Below are 15197 nucleotides of genomic sequence, written 5' to 3'. Positions count from 1 at the left end.
CGCGTCGTGACGCCTCGGCGCACGCTCGCCGTGGCCGGCCGGGAGGTCCTCCGGGTCGGCCTCGGCGGTGCCCGATGGTCGATCACCGACCCGGCGGACGACGGCCCGGCCGAGCGCCTGCTCGCCCAGGCGATCGAGGCCGGCGTGACCTACGTCGACACCGCCCGGGCCTACACCACCCGCGGGGTGGAGGGGCACAACGAGCGGCTGGTGCGCCGGGTGCTCGATCGGCTCGGTGCCGGCGCCGGCGCTCGGGACGAGGTGCTCGTCGCGACCAAGGGCGGGCACTTCCGCGACGGCGACCGCTACCTGGTCGACGCCTCCCCGGCCGCGCTGCGGGCGGACTGCCGGCGCAGCCTCGGCCTGCTGGGCCGGGAGCGGATCGACCTCTACTACCTGCACTTCCCCGACCCGCGGGTGCCGCTGACCGACAGCGCCGGCGCCCTCGCGGACCTGCGCCGCGAGGGTCTCGTCGGTGCAGTCGGGCTGTGCAACGTGACGGCGGACCAGGTGCGCGAGGCGCTGGACGTCGTCCCCGTGGCGGCGGTGCAGAACCCCTTCTCGGCCGCCGCTCCGCCCGCGCCCGAGCTGGTCGCGCTCACCGCGGCCCACGGGATCGCGCTGCTCGCTGCCTCGCCGCTCGGCGGCGTGCGGCCACCGGGCGCGGTGGAGCGGCTCAGCCCGGAGGCCGGCCGGGCGGCGCGGGCGCACGGTGTACCGGTGCCGACGGTGCTGCTCGCCTGGCTGCTCGGCCTCGGTGACCACGTCGGCGTCGTCACGGGCGCCCGGCGTCCGGCCACGCTCGCCGCCTCGGTCCTCGCGGCCGACCTCCCCCTCACCCGCGCGGAGCACCGCGCGATCACCGACGACCTGCAGGAGCACCCATGATCAGCACCACGATGGGCCACGGCGACCTCACCATCGCCCGGTTGCTGGAGCACGGCGCCCGCTGGCACGCCGACCGCGAGGTGGTCGTCGCCGGCAGCGCTGGTGAACCCGACATCACCCTCACCTTCGCGGAGGTCGCCGCCGGCGCCGCCCGGCTCGCCCACGCCCTCGCCGGGCTCGGCGTCACCCCCGGGACCGCGGTCGGCACGCTGCTCTGGAACGACCGCGCCCACCTGGAGGCGTACCTCGCCGTCCCCGCCATGGGTGCGGTCCTGCACACCGCCAACCCGCGGCTTTCCGCGGCCCAGCTGCGCCACACCCTGGCCGCCGCGCACGACCGGGTGCTGCTGGTCGCCGCGGACCTCGTCGACCAGGTCCGGCCGCTGCTGGCCGACCTGCCGGAGGTCGACCACGTCGTGGTCGTCGGCGGTCCCGACGACGCATACGACGCCCTCGTGTCCGGCCGGCCCGCGACCTATCCCTGGCCCGAGGTCGCGGAGGACACGGCGGCCAGCATCTGCTTCACCACGGGCACGACCGGCGACCCCAAGGGAGTCGTCTACAGCCACCGCTCGATCCTGCTGCAGTGCCTGTCCGCGGCCTCGACCAACGCGCTGCGGCTGGGGAGCGAGGACCGGCTGCTGGTCGTCGTACCGATGTTCCACGCGACGGCCTGGTGCTACCCGTACGCCGCCTGGTGGTTCGGCGCCGACCTCGTCCTGCCCGGCCGGGTGCCGCCGCCCGAGGAGATGGTCGCGCTGCTGCGCCGCCAGCGGGTGACCTTCGCCAACGGCGTCCCCGCGGTGTGGTCCGAGGTGGCCCGCGCACTCGACGTCGACCCCGAGCCGCTGCCCCACCTGCGCCAGGTCGTCATCGGCGGCGCCGCCGTCTCGGCCGCGCTGCTCGACGCCTTCGACCGGCACGGGATCACCGTGCTCCAGGGCTGGGGCATGACCGAGACCTCGCCCCTCGTCACCGTCGGCCGCCCCCTCCCCGGCACGACCCCCGCCGAGGAGCGCTCCGCCCGCCTCAGCCAGGGCCGCCTCCTCGCCGGGGTCGACCTCCGCCTCGTCGACCCGGACACCGGCACCGAGCTGCCCTGCGACGGCACCACCGTCGGCGAGATCGAGGTCCGCGGCCCGTGGGTCAGCGCGTCGTACCTGGACGGCGCCGGCGCCGACCGCTTCCACGACGGCTGGCTGCGCACCGGCGACGTCGGCACCGTCGACCCCCGCGGCTACCTCCGCCTCACCGACCGGGCCAAGGACGTCATCAAGTCCGGCGGCGAGTGGATCTCGTCGGTCGAGCTGGAGAACCTCATCAGCGGCCTCCCCGGCGTCGCGGAGGCCGCCGTGATCGGCGTACCGGACGAGCGCTGGGACGAGCGCCCCCTCGCCGTCGTCGCCGGCGCCGGCGCCGGCCTGGACCTCGACCTGCCGGCCCTGCGCGCCGCCGTCACCGAGCAGGTCCCGCGCTGGTGGGTGCCCGAGCGCTGGGCCGTGGTCGACGTACTGCCGCACACGAGCGTGGGCAAGCTCGACAAGGTCGCCCTCCGCCGCGCCCACGCCGCCGGCGACCTCGACGTCCAGACGCCCTGAGATTCGCGGGACGCCGGCGGGCAGATCCGGGCACAATGCCGCCATGCTGCGGTTGCTGCCCCCGGTCCTGATCCTCATCCTCTGGCTCTTCTGCGTCGTGGACGTGATCACCTCGCGCGAGGACGGCATCCGCCACCTCGCCAAGACCTGGTGGCTCCTCATCGTGCTCTTCTTCCCCCTCGCCGGCTCCATCGCCTGGCTCGTCGCCGGCCGCCCCGCCGCCGAGCGCCCGATGACCCGCCTGGAGGGCGCGGCGCCGGGGTTCCCGGAGTACGAGCGGCGGGGGCGGTTCGCGTCCGAGGACCCGGCCAAGGACGAGGAGTTCCTGCGCAAGGTGCGCGAGCGGGCTGAGGAGCAGCGCAAGCGGCACGAGCAGCAGCGGCGGCAGGACGAGACCGACGGCGGGGCCGGCCAGCCGACCTGACGGGGCGTCGCGGTCCGACCGCGGGTCTCGCTGACCCACCGCGTCGCCCGCACCACCCCGACCTGCTCGTCGCGGCCGGCGTCGGCGAGATCGCCGTCGAGGTCACCGCCGAGCGCGAGAGCCTCCGGACCATCATGGCCGCGGGCGGCGCCACCCCCCAGCCGCGTGGGCGCTCTCACCGACGTCGTCGAGATCGAGACGCTCCGCATCGCCGTCTTCGGCAAGCGCGCCGGCTGGCAGCTTCTCCGCTCCGTCGCGGACGCCGACCCCCGCCTCGACGCCGTCCTGCTGGACGACCTGGTCCGGCTCGCGGACAGCCAGCTCGAGCGGCTGGCGGACGCGCATCTCGGGATCGCGCGCAAGCGCCTGCTCGCCTGAGGCCCCGACCACCCCCGGTCCCGTACGCCGCGCCCGGGGTGATGGGATCACCCCGTGGGAGGTGTCCTCGAAGGCTTCGCGACGATCGCGATCGTGATCGCCCTCGGCGCCCTCCTCGCCGACCGCGGCATCGTCGATGCCCACGGCCAGCGCAGCCTGTCGCTCGCCTCGTTCTACCTCGCCAGCCCGGCGCTGCTGGTCACCGTCCTGGCCGACTCCGATCCCTCCCGCGTGCTGTCCGGTCCGCTGGTCGCGACGGCGGCGGGCGTGATCGTCAGTGCGGGGCTGATGGTGGTCATCGCGCGGGCCCGCCGCCTCGACTCCGGTACGACGGTCGTGGCGAGCCTGTGCTCGGCGTACGTCAACGCGGGCAACCTCGGCCTGCCGATCGCGGCCTACGCGCTGGGGGACGCCGCCCTGGTCGTGCCGGCGCTCCTGATGCAGCTGCTGGTGCTCCAGCCGCTGGCGCTCACGGTGCTCGACGTGGTCACCAGTCCCGAGCGGCCGAGCATCGCCAAGATCCTGTCCCGGCCGGTCACCAACCCGCTCACGATCGCGTCGTTCGCGGGGCTCCTGCTGGCGACCACGGACACCTCGCTGCCGCACCCGGTGCAGGCGCCGCTCGAGCTGGTCGGTGGGATGGCGGTGCCCGCCATGCTCATCGCGTACGGCGTCGCGCTCCGCCTCGGCCCCCTGCCGGGGCGTGGGGTGACGCCGCGGGTACTGGCGACGGTGACGACGCTCAAGATGGTGGTCCAGCCCGTGGCGGCGTACGTCGTGGGGCGGTTCGTGGTGGGTCTGGACGGGCACGACCTGTTCGCGGTGACGCTGCTGTCGGCGCTGCCGACGGCGCAGAACGTGTTCGTCGTGGCGATGCGCTACGACCGGGCGATCCTGCTCGCGCGGGACGCCATCTTCGTCTCGACGCTGGCCTCGGCGCCGGTCGCGATCGGGATCGCCGCGCTGCTGGCATGAGGACCCTCCCGAGCGTGAGCGGTGCGATGCCGTAGGTTCTGGCCGTGGGTGTCGTCGGCAACATCGATCGCGGGCAACGGAAGAATTCCGTTGTCGGCTTTCCGCTTGCCGTCATCTACAAGTTCTTCGACGACCAGGGCAACTACCTGGCAGCGATCCTGACGTTCTACGCGTTCCTCTCGATCTTCCCGCTGCTGCTGCTCGCCACGTCGATCCTCGGCTTCTTCCTCGACGGCAACCCGCGCCTCCAGGAGCAGGTCCTCGACTCGGCGCTCGGCCAGTTCCCGATCATCGGTGACGCGCTCGGCCGGCCGGCCGGGATCCAGGGGTCGACCGGGGGCATCATCGTCGGTTCCCTGACGGCGCTGTACGGCGCGCTCGGGCTCGGCCTCGCGCTCCAGAACGTCCAGTCGGCCGCCTGGGCGGTGCCGCGCAACAGCCGCCCGCACCCGCTGATGACCCGGGTCAACAGCCTCTTCCTGCTGCTCGTCGCGGGCACCTTCATCTTCGCGATCTCGGTCGGCTCGGCGGTGCTCACCGAGACCAACCTGGTGGGCGCGCTCTCCCGGCACACCTGGTTCCACTGGCTGGTGCGGCTCCTGACGGTGGTGATCCTCGGCTCGGTGATGACCGTGCTGCTCCGGATGGCGGCGGCCCGCGCGATCCGGGACCGCGGCATCCGCGCCGCACCGGGCGGGTTCACGGTCGCCGTGATGTGGCAGTTCCTGCAGTGGATCGGCACGGCCTACGTCACCAACGTCGTCGCCAGCACGGACCGCAACAACATGGCCACGTTCGGCCTGGTCCTCGGCCTGATGGGCCTGCTCTACATCGGCGCGGTGATGGGTGTCCTCGGTATCGAGGTCAACGTCGTCCTCGCCCGCAAGCTGTGGCCGCGGGCCCTGCTGACGCCGTTCACCGACTCCGTCGACCTCACCGAGGCCGACCGCCGTGCGTACGCCATGTACGCCCAGATGCAGCGGCACAAGGGCTTCGAGACGGTCGCGGTGCGCTTCGACGGACGCGACGGCGACTCCCACGAGATCGTGCTCGACCCGCGCACCGAGAAGGTGCACAAGCAGCACATCCCCGGCCGGCCCCCGCGTCCGGAGGCCGCCGAGGAGCCCACCCAGCCGTTCCGGTTGCCCCCGCCGCCGTCGATCTGAGCCGGCAGCACGGTCATGGCGCAGAACTCCTTCACCCGCGGACTTGACGTCCTCATCGCGATCGCCCGCAACGGTCAGGTGACCGTCGCGGAGGTCGCCGAGGAGCTGGGGCTGGCGACGAGCACGGCGTACCGGTACGTCCGCTCGTTGCGCGACTACGGACTGATCGAGGAGTCCCAGGGGGTCTACGTGCCCGGCTGGCGGCTGATGGAGATCTCCGGCGAGCACCTGACCCACACCCGGCTGGCGGAGATCTGCGGTGAGTACCTGCGCACGCTGACCTACCAGACCGGCGAGACCGCCGTGCTCGCCGTACGCGCGGGCTCCCACGCGATCTGCCTGCGCCAGTCGGTCTCGACCGCGCCCGACCACTACGCCTTCCGGATCAACGAGCTGCTCCCGCTCTACGCCGGCGCCGGCCAGCGCCTGCTCCTCGCCTACGCGCCCCGGCCGATCGTCGAGGTCGCGCTCGCCAACCTCGTCGCCTACTCCGAGGCGACCGTCCGGGCGGCCGACCTGCCCGCCGTCCTCGCCCAGGTACGACGCGACCAGTTCGCCGTCTCCCGCGGCGAGTTCAAGGAGGGCGCGATCGCGGTCGCCGTCCCCGTCTTCAGCAACGGCGAGGTGGCCGCGTCGCTGACCCTCGCCGGGCCCTCGGACCGCTGCGACAACCCCGACTGGGTACGCCGGGCGACCCGCCTCCTGCGCTCGGCCGCGGCGGACATGTCCGCCGAGCTCGAGAAGTAGTCCGAGCTTTAACAGGGCCGAAACCGCCGTTTCCCACGCCATGGGAACGGCGATTGTTGCCGACCTCCCCGGGGCCGGATCCTCCTGTGATCCACGACACCTCAAGGAGCGCACGCATCATGACGCGACCCCGCCACCTCACCCTCTCGGCCGCCGCCCTCGCCCTGGCCCTGCCGGCGCTGCTCTCCGCCTGCGGCGGCAGCAGCGAAGCGAACGACGACCCGTCCTTCGACAAGTCCGCCCCGCTCCACAGCGCGCTCCCGAAGGACCTCCAGGACAAGAAGTCGATCACCATCGCGAGCAACGTCGAGTACCCGCCGTTCGAGTTCTACGACACCGACAACAAGACCGTCCTCGGCATCGACCGGGAGATCGCGGACGGCCTGGAGAAGCAGCTCGGCATCGACATCGAGTTCGAGAACATCGCCTTCGACGCGATCATCCCCGGCCTCGTCTCGGGTCGCTACGAGATGGCGATGTCGGCGATGACCGACAACAAGGAGCGCCAGAAGGAGGTCGACTTCGTCGACTACTTCGCCGCCGGTGCGGGCGTGCTCGCCCACGAGGACGACGCCGAGAAGTACGCGACCCTCGAGGCCATGTGCGGCACCACGGTCGGCATCGTCAAGGGCACCACCGAGGTCGCCCAGGCCGAGGAGCAGTCGAAGAAGTGCGAGGCCGCGGGCGACGACAAGATCGAGTCGATCGTCTTCCCGGGCCAGAACCAGGTCATCCTCGCGCTGCAGAACGACCGCGTCGACGCCGTCCTCATGGACAGCGCACCCGGCGCGTACGCCGCCTCGCAGACCGAGGGTCTCGTGATGAGCAAGCCGTACGAGTCGCAGCCGTTCGGCATCGTGTTCGCCAAGGGCAGCACCGAGCTCCAGCAGGCCGTGCAGAAGGCGCTCGAGGCGCTGCTGAAGGACGGCGACTACCTCAAGGCGCTCGAGAAGTACGGCCTGGAGAGCGGTGCCGTCGACGCCTTCCCGGTCAACGGCGGCACCCAGTGACGGCGTCCCCCGTGACCGACACGCCCGCTCGTCCCGCGTTCGCGCGGGACGCGCGGGTCGTCGTCCCCACGCGGCACCCGGGGCGCTGGGCGATGGCCGCGGTGATCCTGGTCCTGCTGGCCGGTGCGATCACCCAGGTCGTCGGCAACGAGCGGTTCCAGTGGGACGTCGTGGGCGACTACCTGTTCGCCGAGCCGATCCTCCAGGGTGTCGGGCGCACCCTGATGCTGACCGTGGCCGCGATGACGATCGGTGTCGTGCTCGGCGTCGTCGTCGCGGTGCTGCGCCTGTCGCCCAACCCGATCCTGTCGTCGGCGGCGTGGGCCTACTCCTGGTTCTTCCGCGGTACGCCGCTGCTGGTGCAGCTGCTCTTCTGGTACTTCCTCGGCGCCCTCTACCCGACCATCGGCGCCGGCAGCTTCTCGTGGAGCGCCAACGACCTCATCTCGCCGCTCACCGCGGCGCTGCTGGGCCTCGGGCTCAACGAGGCGGCGTACATGAGCGAGATCGTGCGCGGCGGCATCCTGTCGGTGCCGCCGGGCCAGGCCGAGGCGGCGAGCGCGGTCGGCATGCGGCGCTCGCAGGTGATGCGGCGGGTCGTGCTGCCGCAGGCGATGCGGGTGATCATCCCGCCGACCGGCAACGAGACCATCGGCATGCTCAAGCACACCGCGCTCGTCCTCGTCATCGGCTACAGCGAGCTGATGACCTCGGCCTCGCTCATCTACTCGCGGACCTACCAGACGATCCCGCTGCTCATCGTGGCCGCGCTCTGGTACCTCGCGATCTCGGCGGTGCTCTCCGTCGGGCAGTTCTTCATCGAGCGGCACTTCGGGCGCGGCTTCTCCCACCACCGGGTGAGCCGCAAGGGGAGCCGCATGGCACGCAAGGGGGAGGCGGTCGCATGAGCGCCCAGGCAGAGGTCGCGGACGAGCCGATGTTCCAGGCGTGGGACGTGCACAAGTCGTTCGGCCACGTCGAGGTGCTCAAGGGCATCGACATGTCGGTCGAGCGGGGCGAGGTGGTCTGCCTGCTCGGGCCCTCGGGCTCGGGCAAGAGCACCTTCCTGCGCTGCATCAACCACCTGGAGAAGTTCGACCGGGGCGAGATGTGGGTGGGCGGCCAGCGGGTCGGCTACCGGCCGCACGGCGACAAGCTCAAGGAGCTCAACGAGCGCGAGGTCGCCGCCCGCCGCTCCGGCATCGGCATGGTCTTCCAGGGGTTCAACCTCTTCGGTCACCGGACCGCGCTGGAGAACGTGATGGAGGGCCCGATGGTCGTCCGTCGCGAGAAGCGCTCGGTCGCCGAGCAGCGCGCCCGCGACCTGCTCGGCCGGGTCGGCCTGGCCGACCGCGTCGACAACTACCCCTCGCAGCTCTCCGGCGGCCAGCAGCAGCGGGTGGCGATCGCCCGCGCGCTGGCGATGCAGCCCGACCTGATGCTCTTCGACGAGCCGACCTCGGCGCTCGACCCCGAGCTCGTCGGCGACGTGCTGGCGGTGATGCGCCAGCTCGCCGAGGACGGGATGACGATGATCGTGGTGACCCACGAGCTCGGCTTCGCCCGCGAGGTCGCCGACCGCGTCTACTTCATGGACGGCGGCGTGGTCGTCGAGTCCGGACCGCCGTCCGAGGTCCTGGAGCGCCCGCGCGAGGCGCGCACCCAGGCGTTCCTCTCGAAGGTGCTCGCGTGACGGTCACGACCGGACCGGTGCCCCGGCCCGAGCTGGCCGGCCTGGCGGCGTACTCGTCGGTCGCACCCGGACCGGTCCCGGTCCGGGTGCGGGCCTCCTCCAACGAGGCGCCCGGCGGCCTGGCCGGACCGGTCCGGGCCGCCGCACTGGCCGCCGTCGGCGGCTCGTCGCGCTACCCGCTGATCGGCGGCTCCGACCTCGCCACCGCCCTGGCCGGCTCCCTCGGCGTCGCGGCGGCGGAGGTCGCCGTCGGCGACGGCGCGCTGCCGCTGCTCGACCGGCTCCTGATGGCCTACCTGCGGCCGGGCGACGAGGTCGTCATGGCCTGGCGCTCCTACGAGGCCTACCCCCTCAGCGTCCAGGTCGCCGGCGGCCGCTCGGTGTGCGTCCCGCTGAGCCCGGACGGCGCGCACGACCTGCCCGCGATGGCGGCCGCCGTCGGCCCCGCCACCCGGATCGTGCTCGTCTGCAACCCCAACAACCCGACCGGGACCGTGGTGCCGTGGGACGCGCTGGTGTCCTTCGTCGACGCCCTCCCGCCGGACGTCCTCGTCGTCCTCGACGAGGCCTACACCGAGTACGACGAGCGCCCGCGCCCCGAGACCGCCGTCCTGCCCGCGCTGGTCGCCCGCGGCAATGTCGTCGTGCTGCGGACCTTCTCCAAGGCGCACGGACTGGCCGGCCTCCGCGCCGGCTACCTCGTCGCCGCGCCCGCCGTCGCGGGCGCCGTGCGCTCGGTCCTGCCGCCCTTCCCGGTCTCCACGGTCGCCGTCGCGGCCGCCCTGGCCTCGCTCGCCCACCCCGAGGTCCTCGAGGAGCGGGTCTTCGACACGCGGGTCGAGCGGGAGCGGGTGCGCGCGCTGCTGGCGGCGCGGGGGACGACCGTCCCGGCGTCGTACGCGAACTTCGTGTGGCTGCCGCTGGGTGACCGGGCGGCGCCGTTCGCCGAGCTCTGCCGCGAGCACGGGCTGCTGGTGCGGCCGTTCGCGGGCGAGGGCGTCCGGATCACCGTGGGCGAGCCGGACCTGCGGGCCGTGCTCGCCGAGGTGCTCGCCGCCTGGTCCTGAGGACCTCAGGCGAGCACCTTGCCGGGGTTCATCAGCCCCAGCGGGTCGAACGCCGCCTTGACCGCGCGCTGGAGCGCCATCGCGTCGGGGCCGACCTGGCGCTCCAGCCAGTCCCGCTTGAGGACGCCGACACCGTGCTCGCCGGTGATGGTCCCGCCGAGCTCGAGGGCGGCTGCGAACACCTCGTCGGCCGCCGCGGCCACGGGCGCGGGGATCCCCGTCTCGCCGTGGTCGAAGACGAACGTGGGGTGCAGGTTGCCGTCGCCGGCGTGGGCGACGGTGAGCACCGTGACACCGTGGCGGGCCGCGGCGGCCTCGACCCGGCGGATCATCTCGGGCAGCCGCGAGACCGGGACGCCGACGTCCTCGACCAGGCACTGGCCCAGGCGCTCGGCGGCGGGATAGGCGAGGCGGCGGATGGCGAGCAGCTCGTCGGCCTCGGCCGGGTCGGTCGAGACGGCGGGCTCGTCGACCGCGCCGGCGCAGAGCTCGGCGACGAGCTCGGCGTCCGCGGGGATCCGGCCGTCGACCTGGACGACGAGCATCGCCTCGATCCCGGACAGGCCCATCCGCTTCCAGGTGTCGATCGAGCGCAGCGTCGTCCCGTCGAGGAGCTCCATGAGCAGCACCTCGGGGCCCGTCGCCACGATCCGGGCGACGGCCGCTCCGGCGGCGTCGAGGGCGTCGAAGGCGGCGACGATCGTCGTCGGCGGTACGACGGGCCGTCGGTGCAGGCGCACCGTGGCGGCGGTGATGACGGCGAGCGTCCCCTCGGAGCCGACCAGCAGGCCGGTGAGGTCGTACCCGGCGACGTTCTTGGTGGTGGCCGCGCCGGTCTCGACGATGCGGCCGTCGGGCAGGACGACCTCGAGGCCGAGCACCGACTGGCGGGTGACGCCGTACTTCACGCAGCGCAGGCCGCCGGCGTTGGTGGCGACATTGCCCCCGATCGTGGAGATCTCGAAGCTCGACGGGTCGGGCGCGTACATCAGCCCGTGCTCGGCGGCGGCGCGGTCGAGGTGCGCGTTGACGACGCCGGCCTCGACCACGGCGGTGCGGTCGAGGGGGTCGAGCGCGCGGATGGTCGTCATCGCCTCGGTCGACAGCACGAGGCAGCCGTCGACGGCGCTGGCGCCGCCGGCCAGGCTGGTCCCGGCGCCCCGCGGTACGACGGGCACCCGGTGCTCCGACGCCAGGCGCAGGGCCGCCGACACGTCGGCGGTCGTCCGCGGCAGCACGGCGGCCGCGGGCATCCCGCCCGGAACGACCGTCGCCATGTCCTGCCGGTACGACGTCAGCAGGTCGGCGTCCGTGATGACCCGGCAGCGCCCCCCGAGCTCGTCGGTCAGGGCGGTGACGAAGGCTGAGGTGCTCACGCGGGCACGATACGCACGGGCAGCGAGCTGAGCCCGCGCAGTGTGTTGTGCAGGAACGGGACGGGCTCGCCGGCCGGCTCGATCGAGCGCACCCGCCGGGCGAGCTCGCCGAAGAGGACCTCCATCTCCAGCCGCGAGACGGGCTGCCCGACGCACTGGTGGATGCCCATGCCGAAGGTCAGGTGACCGCCGGCCTCGCGCTCGATGCGGTACTGGTCGGCGTCCGGCCCGAAGCGGTCGACGTCGCGGTTGGCGGCGCCGGGGAAGACGATGAGCTTGCTGTCCTCGGGCAGCGTGACGCCGCCGATCTCGACGTCGCGCGCGGTGGTCCGGAAGAACGACTGGAAGGGCGAGTCGAAGCGCAGCGCCTCGTCGATGGCGAACTTGGTCAGCCGCGGGGTGGCGTGCACGAGGTCCCACTGGTCGGGGTTCGCGACCAGGCAGCCGAGGGTGTTGCCGATGGCGATCACGGTCGTGTCGAGCCCTGCGGAGAGCAGCGCCCGCACCAGGACGGCAGCCTCCTCGGGCTCGATCGCGCCGGCGTCGGCGTGCGCCCAGATCTTGGCGCCGAGGCCGTCGGGCGAGAGGTTCTCGCGGGCGCAGTTCTGCATCGTCCACTCGATGGTGTGCTCGCCGGCCTTCATGTACTGCTCGTAGCGCGCGTCCTCGGGCCCGAACTGGGCGAAGTTCATCGCGCCGTGGGCGAGCAGGTTCTCGGCGCGGCCCTCGCGCGGGATGCCGACCGCGTCGCCGAAGACCCGGATCGGGAACAGCTCGGCGAGGTCGGTGATCGCGTCGAACTCGCGCAGGTCGAGCAGCTGGTCGACCAGCGGTGTCGCGAACTCCTGGAAGCCCGCGCGCAGCGGCCGCATGTTGCGGGGGCTGATCACGTCGGCCATCGCGGCCCGCAACGGCGTGTGCATCGGCGGGTCGGAGTCGAGGATGCCGGGCTTCCGCCACGGCGGCTGGTGGTGGTAGTTGCGCGGGCCCACGCCCGCGCCGGAGATGAACGTCTCGTGGTCGACGAGGATCTCGCGGACCTCGGCGAACCGGGTGAACGCGGCGACGTCGTACTTGTCGAGCCAGACGGCCGGCCCGGCCTCGCGCATCCGCTGGAAGAGCGGGTACGGGTCGGTGAGGTTCGCGTCGTCGTACGGGTCGTCGGCAAGGTGCATGGCGGGACGCTAGGAGCGCCCGGAGGGGTGGAACAACGGAGGTTCCCGCCCCATGAGAATGAATATTGCCGGGGCCTTGCGCGCTTCCCGACGATGGGCCCATGACGCAGACCTCCACCGCCGGCGACCGCGTCGTCGTCCTCGGCAGCGCCCGGCTCTCCCTGACCGACCTCGTCGCGGTCGCCCGCCACGGCGCGCGCGTCGAGCTGGACGACGCCGTCGCCGACCGGCTGCGGGCGAGCCAGGAGTGGGTCGAGTCGGCGGGCCTGGAGCGCCCGATCTACTCGATCAACACCGGCTTCGGCTCGCTGGCCGGACGCCAGGCGTTCGCGGACCCGGCCGACGCCGCCGAGCTCTCCCGCCGCCTGGTGCTGAGCAACGCCTCCGGCATCGGCCGGTACGTCGACACCGAGCTCGTCCGCGCGACCATGCTCATCCGCGCGGTCAGCCTGCTCTCCGGGCACTCCGGCGTCCGGCCCGAGGTGGCCCGGCTCGTCGTCGACATGCTCAACGCGGGCGTGCACCCGGCGATCCCGGAGTACGGCTCGCTCGGCGCCTCCGGCGACCTGATCCCGCTCGCCCACCTCGCCCTCGTCATGACGCGCGGCGTCGAGGGGCGCGAGAGCGCCGAGGAGGACGTGCGGAACTCCGGTGAGGTGCTCGCCGACGGGCGCGTCGTACCGGGGGCGGAGGCGATGGCCGCCGCCGGCCTGGACCGGATCGCGCTCGCCGCCAAGGAGGGCCTCGCGCTGCTCAACGGGACGTCGTTCTCGTGCGCCCAGGTGGCGCTCGCCCTGCACGACGCGCAGACCTTGCTCGACACCAACATCATCACCGCCGCGATGTCGATCGAGGCGCTCAAGGGCTTCGGAGACGCGTTCATCGCCGAGCTGCACGAGGCCCGCGGCCAGGCCGGCCAGATCGAGGTCGCCGCCCGGATCCGCGGCCTGCTGGAGGGCGCCACGCTGACCGACGGCGACCGCGACCACGACCCGGTCCGGCAGCCCCCGCAGGACGCCTACTCGCTGCGCTGCGTCCCCCAGGTGCTCGGCCCGATCATCGACACGCTGCGCTTCGTCTCGGGCCTCGTCGAGAACGAGATGAACGCCGCCACCGACAACCCGCTGATCTTCCCGGCGCTGCCGCGCCCCCTCAAGGCGGTCTCCGGCGGCAACTTCCACGCGGAGTACATGGCGTTCGCCGCGGACTTCCTCAGCATCGCCGTCACCGAGATCGGCAACATCACCGAGCGGCGGCTGTTCCGGATGGACGACGGCACGCTCAACCGCGGCCTGCCGGACATGCTCGTCAACAGCGAGCAGGTCGGCATGGACTGCGGCTACATGCTCCCGCAGTACCTCGCCGCGGCGCTGGTCTCCGACTGCAAGACGCTCGCGCACCCCGACTCCGTCGACTCGATCCCCACCTGTGCCAACCAGGAGGACCACGTCTCGATGGCCAACAACGCCGGTCGGCACGCCCGCCAGGTCGTCGCCAACATCGAGGCCGTCGTCGCGATCGAGCTGCTCATGGCGGCCCAGGCGCTCGACCTGCGGATCCTCCAGGACGAGGTCACCGAGGACGGCCTGGCGCCGTCCAGCCGCGCGGTGCGCGCGCTCGTGCGGTCGTCGTCCGACGAGCAGGGCCAGTCGGTCACCCACCTCACCCAGGACCGCGTGCTCTACCCGTGGCTGCGCCGCGCGGTCGAGCTCGTCCGCTCCGGCACCGTCGTCGCGACCGTCGAGGGACTCTCGTGACCGGCGACGTCCGGGTGCGCGTCACCGCGGCCCGCCAGGTCGCCGAGCGCGTCCGTGAGCTCGTCCTCGCCCCGGTCAACGGCACGCCGCTGCCGGGCTGGACGCCGGGCGCCCACGTCGACCTCGTCCTGGCGCCCGACCTGGTCCGCTCCTACTCGCTGTGCTCGGCCCCCGGCGACGCCACCTGGCGGATCGCGGTGCTGGAGGAGGCGGCCGGCCGCGGCGGCTCGCGCCACGTGCACCACGCCCTCGCCGTCGGGGACGAGCTGGTGACCTCGGCGCCGCGCAACAACTTCGAGCTCGTCGTCGGCACCCGCCCGATCGTGCTCGTCTCCGGCGGCATCGGCGTCACCCCGATCCTCCCGATGGCCGCGGCGGCCGCGGCAGCCGGCGCCGACTGGCGGCTGCTGCACCTCGCGCGCAGCGAGGCCGCGGCGGCGTACGTCGACGAGCTGTCGTCGTACGGCGACCGCGTGGTCCGCCACGTCGACACCAACGGCGGCCCGATCGACCTCGCCGCCACCCTCGACGGCCTCGGCGGCGCGGCCGCGGACATCTACGCCTGCGGCCCGACGCCCCTGCTCACCGCCCTGGAGGAGTACGCCGAGGCACGTCCCGGCGCCCGCCTGGTCCTGGAGCGGTTCACCGGCGCGGGCGACGCCGTACGGGAGGGGGACCACGCGTTCGTCGTCGAGATCGCCGACGGCACCGAGATCCCCGTGGCCGCCGACCAGACCATGCTGGAGGCGCTCACCGACGCCGGCATCCGGGTGCTCAGCTCGTGCCAGGAAGGCGTGTGCGGCACCTGCGAGACCGTCGTCCTGGAGGGCGAGCCGGACCACCGCGACCACGTCCTCAGTGACGACGAACGGGCGAGTGGTGAGATGGTCATGCCGTGCGTGTCGCGCTGCCGCGGGACACGGATCGTTCTGGATCTCTGAGA

Annotated in this window: 15 protein-coding genes; 13 read left to right on the top strand and 2 right to left on the bottom strand. The window is 73.1% G+C overall.

Annotation, left to right across the window (positions count from 1 at the left end):
* The first annotated feature begins 6 nt into the window (after positions 1 to 6).
* The 11 genes from M0M48_RS23120 (at position 7) to M0M48_RS23070 (ending at position 9946) form a co-directional block, all read left to right on the top strand.
* Positions 7 to 888 carry an aldo/keto reductase gene (locus M0M48_RS23120; protein ID WP_257752919.1) on the top strand — a complete coding sequence of 294 codons (882 nt, stop codon included), beginning with the start codon at positions 7 to 9 and terminating at the stop codon, positions 886 to 888.
* Positions 885 to 2486, top strand: a complete 1602-nt coding sequence (locus tag M0M48_RS23115; RefSeq protein ID WP_257752918.1) for a long-chain-fatty-acid--CoA ligase — start codon at positions 885 to 887, stop codon at positions 2484 to 2486. Before M0M48_RS23120 ends, M0M48_RS23115 begins: the two co-directional genes overlap by 4 nt.
* A gap of 43 nt (positions 2487 to 2529) precedes the next feature.
* Complete coding sequence (locus M0M48_RS23110; protein WP_257752917.1) at positions 2530 to 2910, top strand: PLD nuclease N-terminal domain-containing protein; 381 nt, start codon at positions 2530 to 2532, stop codon at positions 2908 to 2910.
* Between the two features lie 165 nt (positions 2911 to 3075).
* On the top strand, positions 3076 to 3288 hold the full coding sequence (locus M0M48_RS23105) for a hypothetical protein (protein ID WP_257752916.1): 213 nt from the start codon (positions 3076 to 3078) through the stop codon (positions 3286 to 3288).
* Positions 3289 to 3342: 54 nt separating this feature from the next.
* Positions 3343 to 4263 (top strand): AEC family transporter, encoded by a 921-nt coding sequence (locus tag M0M48_RS23100; RefSeq protein WP_257752915.1) that lies wholly within the window; start codon positions 3343 to 3345, stop codon positions 4261 to 4263.
* 44 nt (positions 4264 to 4307) lie between these two features.
* Positions 4308 to 5429 carry a YihY/virulence factor BrkB family protein gene (locus M0M48_RS23095; RefSeq protein ID WP_257752914.1) on the top strand — a complete coding sequence of 374 codons (1122 nt, stop codon included), beginning with the start codon at positions 4308 to 4310 and terminating at the stop codon, positions 5427 to 5429.
* Positions 5430 to 5444: 15 nt separating this feature from the next.
* Positions 5445 to 6176 (top strand): IclR family transcriptional regulator, encoded by a 732-nt coding sequence (locus M0M48_RS23090; RefSeq protein ID WP_215812270.1) that lies wholly within the window; start codon positions 5445 to 5447, stop codon positions 6174 to 6176.
* A gap of 119 nt (positions 6177 to 6295) precedes the next feature.
* Positions 6296 to 7186, top strand: a complete 891-nt coding sequence (locus M0M48_RS23085; RefSeq protein WP_215812271.1) for an ABC transporter substrate-binding protein — start codon at positions 6296 to 6298, stop codon at positions 7184 to 7186.
* A gap of 11 nt (positions 7187 to 7197) precedes the next feature.
* Positions 7198 to 8094 carry an amino acid ABC transporter permease gene (locus M0M48_RS23080; protein ID WP_257752913.1) on the top strand — a complete coding sequence of 299 codons (897 nt, stop codon included), beginning with the start codon at positions 7198 to 7200 and terminating at the stop codon, positions 8092 to 8094.
* Positions 8091 to 8879 (top strand): amino acid ABC transporter ATP-binding protein, encoded by a 789-nt coding sequence (locus tag M0M48_RS23075; RefSeq protein WP_305799855.1) that lies wholly within the window; start codon positions 8091 to 8093, stop codon positions 8877 to 8879. The genes M0M48_RS23080 and M0M48_RS23075 overlap by 4 nt, the downstream gene beginning before the upstream one ends.
* Positions 8876 to 9946: a histidinol-phosphate transaminase gene (locus M0M48_RS23070; RefSeq protein WP_257752912.1), complete on the top strand. Its 1071-nt coding sequence runs from the start codon at positions 8876 to 8878 to the stop codon at positions 9944 to 9946. Before M0M48_RS23075 ends, M0M48_RS23070 begins: the two co-directional genes overlap by 4 nt.
* A 5-nt stretch (positions 9947 to 9951) precedes the next feature.
* On the opposite strand, the gene M0M48_RS23065 is transcribed toward M0M48_RS23070, so the two are convergent.
* Positions 9952 to 11322 (bottom strand): FAD-binding oxidoreductase, encoded by a 1371-nt coding sequence (locus M0M48_RS23065; protein WP_257752911.1) that lies wholly within the window; start codon positions 11320 to 11322, stop codon positions 9952 to 9954.
* On the bottom strand, positions 11319 to 12497 hold the full coding sequence (locus M0M48_RS23060) for a cytochrome P450 (RefSeq protein WP_215812274.1): 1179 nt from the start codon (positions 12495 to 12497) through the stop codon (positions 11319 to 11321). Before M0M48_RS23060 ends, M0M48_RS23065 begins: the two co-directional genes overlap by 4 nt.
* 101 nt (positions 12498 to 12598) lie before the next feature.
* On the opposite strand from M0M48_RS23060, the gene M0M48_RS23055 reads away from it, so the two are divergent.
* Positions 12599 to 14254 carry an HAL/PAL/TAL family ammonia-lyase gene (locus M0M48_RS23055; protein ID WP_257752910.1) on the top strand — a complete coding sequence of 552 codons (1656 nt, stop codon included), beginning with the start codon at positions 12599 to 12601 and terminating at the stop codon, positions 14252 to 14254.
* Complete coding sequence (locus tag M0M48_RS23050) at positions 14251 to 15195, top strand: PDR/VanB family oxidoreductase (protein WP_257752909.1); 945 nt, start codon at positions 14251 to 14253, stop codon at positions 15193 to 15195. Before M0M48_RS23055 ends, M0M48_RS23050 begins: the two co-directional genes overlap by 4 nt.
* Positions 15196 to 15197: the final 2 nt, after the last annotated feature.

It is taken from the genome of Pimelobacter simplex, assembly GCF_024662235.1.
Classification (GTDB): Bacteria; Actinomycetota; Actinomycetes; order Propionibacteriales; family Nocardioidaceae; genus Nocardioides.
This window is presented reverse-complemented; position numbering and strand designations above follow the sequence as displayed.

Bases quoted from the DNA above. Each gene is read 5' to 3' on its own strand.
- M0M48_RS23055 (WP_257752910.1), top strand. From the start codon at position 12,599: ATGACGCAGACCTCCACCGCCGGCGACCGCGTCGTCGTCCTCGGCAGC.
- M0M48_RS23060 (WP_215812274.1), bottom strand. From the start codon at position 12,497: ATGCACCTTGCCGACGACCCGTACGACGACGCGAACCTCACCGACCCG.
- M0M48_RS23110 (WP_257752917.1), top strand. From the start codon at position 2,530: ATGCTGCGGTTGCTGCCCCCGGTCCTGATCCTCATCCTCTGGCTCTTC.
- M0M48_RS23075 (WP_305799855.1), top strand. From the start codon at position 8,091: ATGAGCGCCCAGGCAGAGGTCGCGGACGAGCCGATGTTCCAGGCGTGG.
- M0M48_RS23085 (WP_215812271.1), top strand. From the start codon at position 6,296: ATGACGCGACCCCGCCACCTCACCCTCTCGGCCGCCGCCCTCGCCCTG.
- M0M48_RS23115 (WP_257752918.1), top strand. From the start codon at position 885: ATGATCAGCACCACGATGGGCCACGGCGACCTCACCATCGCCCGGTTG.
- M0M48_RS23090 (WP_215812270.1), top strand. From the start codon at position 5,445: ATGGCGCAGAACTCCTTCACCCGCGGACTTGACGTCCTCATCGCGATC.